Source organism: Streptococcus caledonicus (genome assembly GCF_042656225.1).
GTDB lineage: Bacteria > Bacillota > Bacilli > Lactobacillales > Streptococcaceae > Streptococcus > Streptococcus caledonicus.
This window is the reverse complement of the sequence record NZ_JBHSOJ010000009.1, coordinates 20,633-32,350: the sequence shown is the minus strand read 5'-3', so window position 1 is coordinate 32,350 and position 11,718 is coordinate 20,633. Positions and strand designations below refer to the sequence as shown.

Annotated in this window: 9 protein-coding genes, 8 tRNA genes and 1 pseudogene; 10 read left to right on the top strand and 8 right to left on the bottom strand. The window is 37.8% G+C overall.

The genetic code is table 11. The features are described 5' to 3' along the window. Positions 1-26 precede the first annotated feature (26 nt). The 9 genes from ACFPQ3_RS01470 (at position 27) to ACFPQ3_RS01430 (ending at position 1,123) form a co-directional block, all read left to right on the top strand. Positions 27-99: transfer RNA gene (locus tag ACFPQ3_RS01470), tRNA-Thr, on the top strand. 14 nt (positions 100-113) lie between these two features. Beyond that, a tRNA-Gly gene (locus ACFPQ3_RS01465) sits at positions 114-185 on the top strand. A gap of 6 nt (positions 186-191) precedes the next feature. After that, positions 192-277 (top strand) — tRNA-Leu (locus ACFPQ3_RS01460). A gap of 6 nt (positions 278-283) precedes the next feature. Continuing rightward, positions 284-364 (top strand) — tRNA-Tyr (locus ACFPQ3_RS01455). A 4-nt stretch (positions 365-368) separates the two neighbouring features. Next, a tRNA-Trp gene (locus ACFPQ3_RS01450) sits at positions 369-439 on the top strand. An 11-nt stretch (positions 440-450) separates the two neighbouring features. Then, positions 451-523: transfer RNA gene (locus tag ACFPQ3_RS01445), tRNA-His, on the top strand. 8 nt (positions 524-531) lie between these two features. Further along, a tRNA-Gln gene (locus tag ACFPQ3_RS01440) sits at positions 532-603 on the top strand. Between the two features lie 12 nt (positions 604-615). Beyond that, positions 616-699: transfer RNA gene (locus ACFPQ3_RS01435), tRNA-Leu, on the top strand. A gap of 292 nt (positions 700-991) precedes the next feature. Beyond that, positions 992-1,123 (top strand): hypothetical protein, encoded by a 132-nt coding sequence (locus ACFPQ3_RS01430; protein WP_269747759.1) that lies wholly within the window; start codon positions 992-994, stop codon positions 1,121-1,123. Between the two features lie 457 nt (positions 1,124-1,580). Here the strand turns inward: ACFPQ3_RS01430 and ACFPQ3_RS01425 are convergent. The 8 genes and pseudogenes from ACFPQ3_RS01425 to ACFPQ3_RS01390 form a co-directional block, all read right to left on the bottom strand. After that, positions 1,581-2,714: pseudogene (locus tag ACFPQ3_RS01425) on the bottom strand (tyrosine-type recombinase/integrase). Between the two features lie 3 nt (positions 2,715-2,717). Then, a complete protein-coding gene (locus ACFPQ3_RS01420; RefSeq protein WP_105153632.1) occupies positions 2,718-2,924 on the bottom strand; it encodes a DUF3173 domain-containing protein in 207 nt (68 codons plus the stop codon). Between the two features lie 5 nt (positions 2,925-2,929). Beyond that, positions 2,930-3,703, bottom strand: coding sequence for a rolling circle replication-associated protein (locus ACFPQ3_RS01415; protein ID WP_156807139.1), 774 nt, complete (start codon positions 3,701-3,703; stop codon positions 2,930-2,932). Between the two features lie 157 nt (positions 3,704-3,860). Next, entirely contained in the window at positions 3,861-4,175 is a 315-nt protein-coding gene (locus ACFPQ3_RS01410; RefSeq protein WP_018377892.1) for a hypothetical protein, read from the bottom strand. A gap of 96 nt (positions 4,176-4,271) precedes the next feature. Next, positions 4,272-5,636 carry a P-loop NTPase family protein gene (locus ACFPQ3_RS01405; RefSeq protein ID WP_198039937.1) on the bottom strand — a complete coding sequence of 455 codons (1,365 nt, stop codon included), beginning with the start codon at positions 5,634-5,636 and terminating at the stop codon, positions 4,272-4,274. Continuing rightward, positions 5,593-5,832, bottom strand: a complete 240-nt coding sequence (locus ACFPQ3_RS01400) for a hypothetical protein (protein WP_105153633.1) — start codon at positions 5,830-5,832, stop codon at positions 5,593-5,595. The genes ACFPQ3_RS01405 and ACFPQ3_RS01400 overlap by 44 nt, the downstream gene beginning before the upstream one ends. A gap of 51 nt (positions 5,833-5,883) precedes the next feature. Next, positions 5,884-6,159 (bottom strand): hypothetical protein, encoded by a 276-nt coding sequence (locus tag ACFPQ3_RS01395; RefSeq protein ID WP_136647426.1) that lies wholly within the window; start codon positions 6,157-6,159, stop codon positions 5,884-5,886. 163 nt (positions 6,160-6,322) lie between these two features. Next, the gene (locus ACFPQ3_RS01390; RefSeq protein ID WP_105153635.1) at positions 6,323-6,520 is read right to left on the bottom strand and encodes a hypothetical protein; all 198 of its coding nucleotides are present in this window, start codon (positions 6,518-6,520) and stop codon (positions 6,323-6,325) included. Between the two features lie 764 nt (positions 6,521-7,284). Between ACFPQ3_RS01390 and ACFPQ3_RS01385 the strand changes: the two genes are divergently transcribed. After that, on the top strand, positions 7,285-11,679 hold the full coding sequence (locus ACFPQ3_RS01385; protein WP_156807138.1) for a PolC-type DNA polymerase III: 4,395 nt from the start codon (positions 7,285-7,287) through the stop codon (positions 11,677-11,679). The last annotated feature ends 39 nt before the right edge of the window (positions 11,680-11,718 follow it).

The following is an 11,718-nucleotide window of genomic DNA, read 5'->3' as shown; positions in this document are numbered from 1 at the left end:
TCCCTTAACCCGCATAAGAGAGATAGGCCGGCTTAGCTCAGTTGGTAGAGCATCTGATTTGTAATCAGAGGGTCGCGTGTTCAAGTCATGTAGCCGGCATAAGTCAAAGAGATGCGAATGTAGTTCAGTGGTAGAACACCACCTTGCCAAGGTGGGGGTCGCGGGTTCGAATCCCGTCATTCGCTTGAGGCGCCGGGGTGGCGGAACTGGCAGACGCACAGGACTTAAAATCCTGCGAAGGGTAACCTTCGTACCGGTTCGATTCCGGTCCTCGGCACTAATTGGAAAGATAGCGAAGAGGCTAAACGCGGCGGACTGTAAATCCGCTCCTTTGGGTTCGGGGGTTCGAATCCCTCTCTTTCCATCTTACGGGCATAGTTTAAAGGTAGAACTAAGGTCTCCAAAACCTTCAGTGTGGGTTCAATTCCTACTGCCCGTGTTTAAAATATGGCGGATGTGGTGAAGTGGTTAACACATCAGATTGTGGCTCTGACATTCGGGGGTTCGATTCCCCTCATTCGCCTATTTTAGTGGGGTATAGCCAAGCGGTAAGGCAAGGGACTTTGACTCCCTCATGCGTTGGTTCGAATCCAGCTACCCCAGTTATATTTTTAAGCCGGCGTGGCGGAATTGGCAGACGCGCTGGACTCAAAATCCAGTGCCCTCACGGGCGTGCCGGTTCGACCCCGGCCGCCGGTATAGTTAAAAATATTGAAAGGACAAGGTTTCTAAGCCTTGTCCTTTCTTTTGTCTTTTTAATTCTCTTTTTTAATTACTAAGAATTACTAGAATTTTTATATTGCATAATTTTAATTTCTAATGTAAAATGTTACTATCGGAGGTAGGGTGGGGTGAATATGGAATTGAAACCACAATGTATTTGTTTATTGTGAAACTTGCTATATTTTTTAGTTAAGTTACCTCTTTCAATGCTGATTGCTTACCGTTAGTTTTGTTATGAAGTGTGTATTTCCATAAATGGAGTATACAGATGAAAGAACAAAATACAAAAAAATTTGTTGCATTATCCGCTTGGCAGCTACTAGTGCAACTAGCTATGTCTATTACCGCCAAGGTAGTTGAACACTTTATTATTGAGCTTATTCAAATCTTGATTAAATAGTCTTTAATCAAGATTTTATATCATAATAGCAGAGTTGGTAGGCGCTCTGTTTTTTTATTGACTAAAAAACCCCGCCCAGTGGACGAGGAAAGAAGACAAAAGTAGTAAACTATGATTACGAAAATCTTTAAGTAATAAATTTGAAAAATTTACAGTTTTCATTAAACTGTGTGAATAAACAATTTTTTCCTATACTAGATCTCAAATTTTGAGTCTTTTTTTATATATTATAAAACTAAAGTTTGTACCATTCCATACGACTAAGTAGTCATATTTTATATACAATAAATATATTTATTTTCATTATTCCTTTCAATTTCATTTGATAGTTAGCTACTTTTTTTCTTATTTGGATATACAATGAATGAACTTTGCTATCCGCTTGGCAACTATAATATATCATATTATTTGATTGTAGTCTACAAAATTCGATTGCTCAACTTAAGTTTTTCTGATATTATAATAAATCGTCTAGTTTTTCTGCCAATTCCTTCTGCTTACTTGGATAGAGGTGAGAATAGGTGTCAATTGTAGTCGTTATAGAAGCATGTCCTAGCCTTTCTTTTACAACTAGATAATCTTCCCCTTGGTTTATCAGCAAGGAAGCGTGTGAGTGCCTTAAATCGTGTATTCGTATTTTTTTAAGTGACTTATCACGTTCAAGTATTTTCTTGTACTGTTTTTCAATAGCATTTTTTGTAATTGTGATAGGGTTACTTTGAAACACTTGTAGGGTCAAGCTATCACTAGTAAATTTCTCTAACAGATGTTTTTGGTGCTCTTGCCAATGTTGTAGTTCTTGGCTTAATTTTTTATTGATAACAATTCTTCTTGTTCCTGCTTTAGTTTTTGTTGTGCTGATATGGCTAATCCCTTTATTGACATAGACAGATTTTGTGATATGAATTGTATTGCTTGAAAAGTCGATGTCTTTCCATGTTAGTGCAAGTGCTTCCCCAAGTCTTAACCCTGTGAAGAATAGAACAGTAAAGAGTAATTTTATATTATATTCTTCTTGTTCAAACAGTGTTAGAAACTGCTGGAATTCTTTGACCGTCCAAAACTGCATTTTAGTCTTTTCAACAGGCAATTTTTTTAGTAGCTTTACTGGGTTTGTAGAGTAATAACCTTTTCGCAAGCCGACGTCAAAAATCTTTTTAAGCAGAATCATGATTTTGTTGATAGTATTTGTGCTTAAAGGATTATCAGAATTTTTGGCAACTTTTTACCTAAGATGTTCTCTGAACTGGTAAATATCTTCATAGGTTAGTTTTGCGACATTATCAACCTTTGAAAAATAACCTTTTATGTGTTTATTATAGTTATTTTCTTGTGTGTTGATATAGCTAACTTTTCGATGATTTATACTATCTTCTTCTTTTAGCAGTTCATAGAGCATTGAAAGGGTAATTTTAGCCCCATAGAAGCGTTCTTTGAGCTCTACACTTCTTAGGTAGTGTTCTGCTTCAGTAGCCTCTTTCTTGGTCTTATAGCCCTTTCTGACTATTCTACGTTGCTTAAGTGTTATTGGGTCAAAACCATTGCTAATATCAACTATCCAACCGCCGTCTTTATCTTTTCTAATTGCCATATATTACCCCCTAGAAAGAGAGCTATTTTGGACATCAAAACCAAGTAATTCAGTAGCGATAGAAGCAGGGATAGTTCCAATACGCTTATTTTGATAAACCCTAAATCCTCTTGCTATTAAAAGCTCTTTCCCCTGTCTGATAATTCGTTTAGAAGTTCCCTCAGAGAAACCGAGGGCAATGAGGTCATTCTTATTTACGGTTGCTATCATGTGACTTACTCCTTTGTATCTAACTTTATCTTTTTGTAGGTAACGTGATTATCGAAATACTGTCCGTCTTTATAGACTTTGCTGGTGTATTCCGCTTCATATAGGACGGTTGAGTTATTATAGTCAAAAGTTTCATAAGTATAAAACTTATCCTCATCAGGCTTCTTCAAATTACGTGATGATAGATAGGCTTGTTTACCAAAGTTTTCCAATAGCTCCTGTCCGATACCTTTTTCAAAATATTTGGTAACATATCGACCGCGGTTTTCTTTGCTATCGACATCAACTTTATTTATCCGTACTGCTCCATATCCCCAAAGTTCCAAGAGTTGACGGTGTGGAACATAAGGAACGCTGAAAAGCAGAATATGAGCATGCCATGCCCCACGTTTTTGTTTTTCTAATACTGCTATATATCTTAATTGGCTTTTCTTAGTCTTAAATATGTGATAATTAAAGCGTTTAAAAAAGGTTTTGAGTAAGTCTTTGAAATGGTTTCTATCGCTGATATTTTCTTTAGTGGTTAATGTGAGAAAAGAAGTCGTATCATCAAAATTACAATCGACTAGACGGAGTAAATTCCACTTTGCTTCTAAGCGAGTTTTCTTCATGCGTTCAAGACGTTGTTCTTGTTCTTCTGGTGTTAGTTCGTCAAATGTTCTGCGTTTTGATTTTTCCTTGTTTTCAGCATTAGTATCTAAAATTGATTTTCCCTTTGAAAATATTGGCTTTTCATAATAGGAAGAAGTGCGGACTATTTTTTTATTATATGAAGTCATAAAAAATAGTTCCTTTTAACTTTGCTTTTCGCCAAAAGATTGTCTATATAATAAATAAACTAGGAGGAGCAAAGCTCCTCCTAACTTCTATCATGTGATCCTAAGCACTGCTCTGCTAAACACGCTTCCAGCTTGCCGACCTCCATTAGAAGTATGATTATTTTGCTACAGGTAGAATGTCTGAACAAGAAAACCAGAGATTTCCGTTGAACTGCCCCACATTCAAATCCTTTAATATAACAGGACAAGTTTTATTATTTGCCATTTCTTGAACTGTCAAAGTAGGTGTTAAAGTATTTACTTTTACCTGTATCATTTCCATGAAAAAATCGCTATTCTCATCTTGAATTGACACATTAAGACGAAAGGCGGTAGGCTTACTGGTCTCTCTATCTAATACTTCTGTATAGCCTTTTACAGCAAAGAAGCGATTACCTAATAATTCTGGCTTCAAAAAATCATTTAATTTCATGATATCTTCCTTTCTTTTGACCTCCTGCGAAGCAGTCGGTTTGCTCTTTTTCTCTATTGGAAAGACTGCCTATTCCAACAGAGAAAAAGACCGTCATTAGTAGTTTGGTAGTATACTTCTAACTACCTGCAAAAATTCTTGTTTGGTTCTTACCTCAACGCATGGAACAATTGTTATCACTGGTTCAACAGAACCTATACCGTCAGCATAGAAGAGAGCTTCTCCTTTTTTATCAGATACAGTAGGCACGTTTTCCAATTCACACATAGAGAAAGCCATTTTCAAACGGTCATTCCCTGGATTACCAAGGTATAAAATTGCTGAAATTTGATTCCTCAATTCTACTGGGATATTCTCAGCGTTAGGGTCTTGCGTAGATAGAAGCAAGTGACAACCTGCCTGCCTTCCCTTACGTGCAATCAACCCTAAGTTTTGCAAAATCTCATTCCATAGTTCCTTACCTTGTTTACTAGAACCACAGCTGTCACGGATAGAAGCTAACTCATCAACAAAGAGAAAATTTGGGGTCATTTCTAAATCATAGGCATCAGCATTTAATGAACTGTTCTGCTTGATAATTTCAAAACGTTCATTCATTATTTCTACAAACTGTCTTGATAATTTTGCTAACATTTGAGGCGAAGAGCCTACTGCTATTTGCTCCCCTAACTCTTCTTGAAGAAGTTTACCAAGGGCATATAAATCAGCTCCCTTACCATCAACTATTCCTAAATAAGTATTATCAGTAATGCCACAACCTTTAGCTATTGCATTAAATAAGTACCATTGTAGAGCTATTGTCTTTCCTGTTCCAGTTCGACCGTAAATCCCGAGATTAGTATTTGATTTTAGACTAAATTGCTGAGTATTTGATAGCTTGATTATTGGACTAGGAATATCTTCAAAAAATTCTTTAGTCAATGTATGGCTATTGAAAACATACTGTTCAATTTCTTCTATGTGACCGAGTTTATAAATAACATAATCAGGGAATTCTTGTTTTGATATTAGAGGCAGTCCTAATGTTGGTATAAGATACTCCTCTAGGTTTTTAAGAAGTTTCAAAAATTTATTACCAAAAAGTGGAACTGTAATAATTACACTATTATCAGACGCAATATCAAAATGTAATGTAGCACTGTTAATAACTACATTATCGTTTTCTTCATACAAATTCAAACTAATCAGCATATCGAATAAAGATTCTCTGACAAATAACACATTTTGAATTTTTGACATAAAAGAAGTTCTAAAAAAGAATTCTACAAGAATGATAAGGCTTATGAAGAAACATGACATAATCAATCTAAAAGGTATAAAGGGGATTGAAAGCCAAGTATTTATCAATAAGATACCCATTAGCAATTCAATCCCTATTCTACTAAGAAAAAGCCTATGAGAAGTAATAGCATAGGGATTAAACTTCACTCTCACGGATTTGTTCAGTTTCAGCATTTTCATACTTATTTTCCTCTTTCTCGCTAGAAACAATTATCTCAATACAAATAACTAAGACTAAAATAGTAACAATAGACATTAGAATTATGATTGTTTCTAATAATGGAGAATACGCACTAGTTAAGAAAAGGATGTAATACAATGCTACTCCGAAACCTGTGAAGAACATGTAAAATAAACTTCTATAAATATTTTTCATAACAAACTTTCTTTCTTTTTTCAAATAAGGGAGGGAACCCCTCCCACTGAATTAGATATAACTTTTAGGGTGACGTCTTGTCTTTCCTGCTAAGATGTCTTCCATCATGGTAGTGCCATCTTTGTAATGATGACGAACAGAGGCATATGCAAGTTTACGAGCTAGAGCTGTCTGAACAGTTTTAAGTCCGAGACGATTTTTTAAAGCGTCAGTGATAGGTGTTACATTTTGGGAAATTGTGACATCTCCTGTTAATGCATTAGCTTTGATTTGTAAGGCTTTAATTTGTGCAGGGCTGGCAGAGTAAATAAATTGAATGAGTGTCATAGTGTTTCTCCTTGTGAATTGTAGAAATATAGTGTAGGGATTTATAAATTATTCAGTACATGGCGAGGCTCTAGCTCTCATATCTTTCTCCTTTTGTATATAAAAATTTTAAAAAATATAAACGTGGTTATGTTGTTTAAAAAATAAACGATATAGATGTCGTCTATTTTTGAGTGTTTTCAAGATAAAACTTAGCAAGGAAATCTATTACCTGCCCTTGAGTTGGGGGATAACCTAAATTTCTTACTAGTTCGCCTGCAATGATCTCCAAATTTAGTTTGGTTGATTTATCTACAATTGCTGAAATATTTGTAGGATTATCAAACATACTGCTCGCTGGGACTGGTTTACCTCTTGCCATAAATCTCCTTTCATCATTATAACCATGTTTATAATTAAAATAATGTTTCTCTACAGCTTTGTCAACCCCTAACTTCTAAAAAGTTACTAAAAACAAAAAATTCTACCGTTTTTACGATAGAGGGAATTGCTAATAGTGTTGATTTGACTAGTTTTTATTCTTATAAAACCATAAGAACCAAACTCAAAATCCAGTGCCCTCACGGGCGTGCCGGTTCGACCCCGGCCGCCGGTATAGCTTAGAAATAGGAAGCGTTGATTTATCAGCGTTTTTTTAATTTTTATAGGATAATTCGACTTTAATTGACAGTGGCCTATGTCTGATGGGGTATGGCATACTTATAACGTTTTTGTCAATATAAATGTGTAAAGAATCATTCCTGTTGTTCTTCCTCCCGGTCCTATCAAGCGATTGGAGGACTATAAAAATAAAAATCGCCACATGATATTAACGTTTTAGCTTATCAACTTATAGAAGAACATCCATTTTTCAACATTATCGCCACAAAGTTTTGACGTTTTCAGATATAAAGGCAATTGAAATTGTTGGTATAAGGACTGTTGGATCGTGCATAATATGGGTTATTTGATTGTTTTGTCAAAAAATTGACTTTTCTATCCTGAAACCACTCATTGAAATTAGCAACTACGGGAATGTTTCGTAAGAGTAACTAATGATTTAAAGTTTGGAATCGTTTTTATTTGAGAGTTTTGTTTTTAGGACTTTTATGTTAAAATGGTGATATGATGGACAAGGAGAAAGTTATGTCTGAACTGTTTAAGAAATTAATGGAGCAGATAGAAATGCCGCTTGAATGGAGAAATTCAAGTGTTTTTTCGTCTGGGGATATTCTTGAAGTAAAGGTGCATACAGTTAGTCGGCATTGGGAGTTTCATTTTTCGTTTGGTGAAATACTACCGATTGAACTTTATCGTGAATTAGCTAGTCGATTAGTGGTGACTTTTGAACGTGCAGATATTAAGGCGACTTTTGATATTCATGCTGAAAATACGAGTGCTTCTGATGATTTAATTCAGGCATATTATCGTGAGGCTTTTGAATTACCATTGTGTAACAGCGCCAGCTTTAAGGCTTCGTTCATGAATTTGACTGTCCAGTTTGTTGATGGTAAATTTATTATTGAAGCGCCAGCTTTTGTCAATAATGATCATTTTAAAAAAAGTCATTTACCAAAGCTTGAAGAGCAGTTTCAGCGTTTTGGCTTTGACAAAGCTCAGTTTGATATAATTTCTCATAAGGAAATAACTCAGGCGCTACAAGACGAATTTGTGGCTAGTCGTGAGGCCTTAGTTGAAAAGGCGACTCAGGAGAATCTAGAGGCGCAGAAATCATTGGAGGCGATGGCACCAATGGCAGAGGAAAAAGCAGCTCCTAGTTTTGATTTTAAAGAACGTGTGGCTCAGCGTCAAGCTGGTTTTGAGAAGGCGACGATAACGCCAATGATTGAGATTGAGACTGAGGAAAATCGTATTGTATTTGAGGGGGTTGTGTTTGATGTTGAAAAGAAAACAACAAGGACTGGTCGTCATATCATTAATTTCAAGATGACGGATTATACGTCTAGTTTTGCGATGCAAAAGTGGGCTAAAGATGATGAAGAACTCAAGAAATTTGATATGATTGCCAAAGGAGCTTGGCTTCGTGTCCAAGGAAATATTGAGACGAATCCTTTCACGAAGAGTTTGACAATGAATGTTCAGCAAGTTAAGGAAATTGTGCATACTCCTCGTAAAGATCTGATGCCTGAAGGGCAAAAGCGTGTGGAGCTGCATGCTCATACGAATATGTCAACTATGGATGCTTTGCCAACGGTTGAAGATTTGATTGATACGGCTAAGCGTTTTGGTCATCCCGCTATTGCCATTACGGACCATGCTAATGTACAATCCTTTCCACACGGTTATCATAGGGCTAAGAAGGCTGGTATTAAGGCTATTTTTGGTTTAGAAGCGAATGTAGTTGAAGATAGTGTTCCGATTACTTATAATGAAGTTCCGATGCCGTTGAAGGAAGCAACCTATGTGGTTTTTGACGTTGAAACAACAGGGCTTTCTGCGGTTCATAACAGTTTGATTCAGATTGCGGCATCCAAAATGTACAAGGGGAATATTGTTGAGCAATTTGATGAGTTCATTGATCCTGGTCATCCTTTGTCAGCTTTTACAACCGAATTAACAGGGATTACTGACAATCATGTTCGTGGAGCAAAGCCTTTGCAACAGGTTTTAGAGGAATTCCAGGCTTTCTGTGAAGGCACAGTTCTAGTAGCCCATAACGCAACCTTTGACGTTGGCTTCATGAATGCCAATTATGAGCGTCACGGTCTGCCAATCATCACCCAACCTGTGATTGATACCTTGGAATTTGCTCGGAATTTGTATCCAGAATTTAAACGTCATGGTTTAGGGCCGTTGACTAAGCGTTTCCAAGTTTCTTTGGAACATCACCACATGGCCAATTATGATGCGGAAGCTACAGGGCGACTTCTTTTTATCTTTATTAATGATGTGTTGGACCGCCATGGAATTACTGATTTGTCAGAATTAAATACCAAACTGATTGCTGAGGATTCTTATAAAAAGGCTCGTGTCAAGCATGTGACTATTTATGTGCAGAACCAGATTGGCTTGAAGAATATCTTTAAGTTGGTTTCCTTGTCAAATGTGAAATACTTTGAAGGGGTGGCTCGTATTCCTCGAACGATTTTAGATGCGCACCGTGAGGGACTGCTATTAGGGACAGCCTGCTCAGAGGGTGAAGTCTTTGATACCCTTCTCTCATCAGGGATTGATGGGGCGGTAGAGGTTGCTAAATACTATGATTTTATTGAAATCATGCCACCTGCGATTTATGCACCGCTGATTGCTAAGGATTTGATTAAGGATGAAGCTGCTGTTCAGCAGGTCATTAAAGACTTGATTGAGGTTGGGCGTCGTTCGGCTAAGCCAGTTATGGCGACGGGTAATGTCCATTATTTAGAGCCTGAAGATGCTATTTATCGAGAGATTATTGTACGTAGTTTGGGGCAAGGGGCCTTGATAAACCGTACGATTGGTCGTGGTGAGAATGCGCAACCGGCACCGTTACCAGAAGCTCATTTCCGTACCACGAATGAAATGCTCGATGATTTTGCTTTTCTTGGTGAAGAGTTGGCTTATGAAGTTGTCGTGACGAATACGAATGCTTTTGCAGACATTATTGAAGAAGTAGAGGTGGTTAAGGGAGACCTATATACACCTTACATTCCTCAGGCGGAAGAAACAGTTGCTGAAATGACTTATCAAAAGGCGTTTGAGATTTATGGTAATCCGTTGCCTGATATTATTGATCTGCGGATTGAAAAAGAATTGACGTCTATTCTTGGTAATGGGTTTGCGGTGATTTATTTGGCTTCTCAGATGTTGGTAAATCGCTCTAATGAGCGTGGTTACTTGGTCGGTTCGCGTGGGTCTGTTGGGTCAAGTTTTGTGGCGACGATGATTGGGATTACAGAAGTGAACCCGATGCCACCGCATTATGTTTGTCCAAATTGTCAGCACAGCGAATTTATTACAGATGGTTCTTATGGTTCTGGTTATGACTTGCCGAATAAGGATTGTCCAGAATGTGGAACGCTCTATAAAAAGGATGGACAGGATATTCCCTTTGAGACCTTCCTTGGTTTTGATGGGGACAAGGTTCCTGATATTGACTTGAACTTTTCTGGAGATGATCAGCCAAGTGCTCATTTGGATGTGCGTGATATTTTCGGGGAAGATTATGCCTTCCGTGCAGGAACTGTTGGTACAGTTGCAGATAAGACGGCTTATGGATTTGTTAAGGGCTATGAGCGTGATTATGGTAAATTTTACCGTGAGGCTGAAGTTGACCGTTTGGCAAAAGGTGCGGCAGGTGTTAAACGAAACACGGGGCAGCACCCTGGTGGTATCGTTGTTATTCCAGATTATATGGATGTTTATGATTTTACACCTGTTCAATATCCTGCAGATGATGTAAATGCTGCTTGGCAGACTACTCACTTTAACTTCCACGATATTGATGAGAATGTTTTGAAACTTGATGTTCTGGGACACGATGACCCGACCATGGTTCGTAAGTTACAAGATTTATCAGGTATTGATCCTAAGGACATTTTAGCTGATGATCCAGGAGTTATGGCCTTGTTTTCTGGGACGGAGATTCTTGGGGTGACACCGGAGCAAATTGGAACACCAACTGGTATGTTGGGGATTCCTGAGTTTGGAACAAACTTTGTTCGAGGCATGGTTGAGGAGACGAAACCGACGACGTTTGCGGAATTGTTGCAGTTGTCAGGGTTGTCACATGGTACGGACGTTTGGCTTGGCAACGCACAAGATTTGATTAAACAAGGTATTGCAACACTGAAAACAGTAATTGGCTGCCGTGATGATATCATGGTTTACTTGATGCATGCGGGACTTCCTCCTAAGATGGCCTTTAACATCATGGAGCGGGTTCGTAAAGGGATGTGGCTGAAGATTTCCGAGGAGGAGCGTAATGGCTATATTCAAGCCATGCGTGATAACAATGTCCCTGATTGGTACATTGAATCTTGTGGTAAGATCAAGTACATGTTCCCAAAAGCTCATGCGGCAGCTTATGTTTTAATGGCTTTGCGCGTGGCCTACTTCAAGGTTCACCATCCTATCATGTATTACTGTGCTTATTTCTCTATTCGTGCCAAGGCCTTTGAGTTGAAAACCATGTGTGCAGGTCTGGATGCGGTCAAGGCTCGTATGAAGGATATTACTGAAAAACGTCAGCGTAATGAGGCAAGTAATGTTGAAAATGACTTGTTTACCACTCTTGAAATTGTTAATGAGATGTTAGAGCGTGGTTTTAAGTTTGGTCAACTGGACTTGTATAAATCAAATGCGGTTGAGTTCTTAATTGAAGGAGATACCTTGATTCCACCATTTGTAGCTCTTGAGGGCTTGGGAGAAAACGTTGCGAAGCAACTGGTTGCGGCGCGTGCAGAAGGGGAATTTCTTTCTAAGACAGAATTGCGTAAACGAGGTGGTTTATCATTGACTCTTGTTGAAAAATTAGATGAAATGGGTATCTTGGGTAATATGCCAGAAGATAACCAATTAAGTTTATTTGACGACTTATTTTAAGAAAACAGTTCGTGAGAGCTGTTTTTTCTTGTTTAAACA

What these genes read in the sequence shown, in the direction of transcription:
- ACFPQ3_RS01390 (WP_105153635.1), bottom strand. Translation starts at nt 6,520, where the DNA reads ATGGCAAGAGGTAAACCAGTCCCAGCGAGCAGTATGTTTGATAATCCT.
- ACFPQ3_RS01430 (WP_269747759.1), top strand. Translation starts at nt 992, where the DNA reads ATGAAAGAACAAAATACAAAAAAATTTGTTGCATTATCCGCTTGGCAG.
- ACFPQ3_RS01405 (WP_198039937.1), bottom strand. Translation starts at nt 5,636, where the DNA reads ATGAAAATGCTGAAACTGAACAAATCCGTGAGAGTGAAGTTTAATCCC.
- ACFPQ3_RS01400 (WP_105153633.1), bottom strand. Translation starts at nt 5,832, where the DNA reads ATGAAAAATATTTATAGAAGTTTATTTTACATGTTCTTCACAGGTTTC.
- ACFPQ3_RS01420 (WP_105153632.1), bottom strand. Translation starts at nt 2,924, where the DNA reads ATGATAGCAACCGTAAATAAGAATGACCTCATTGCCCTCGGTTTCTCT.
- ACFPQ3_RS01415 (WP_156807139.1), bottom strand. Translation starts at nt 3,703, where the DNA reads ATGACTTCATATAATAAAAAAATAGTCCGCACTTCTTCCTATTATGAA.
- ACFPQ3_RS01395 (WP_136647426.1), bottom strand. Translation starts at nt 6,159, where the DNA reads ATGACACTCATTCAATTTATTTACTCTGCCAGCCCTGCACAAATTAAA.
- ACFPQ3_RS01410 (WP_018377892.1), bottom strand. Translation starts at nt 4,175, where the DNA reads ATGAAATTAAATGATTTTTTGAAGCCAGAATTATTAGGTAATCGCTTC.
- ACFPQ3_RS01385 (WP_156807138.1), top strand. Translation starts at nt 7,285, where the DNA reads ATGTCTGAACTGTTTAAGAAATTAATGGAGCAGATAGAAATGCCGCTT.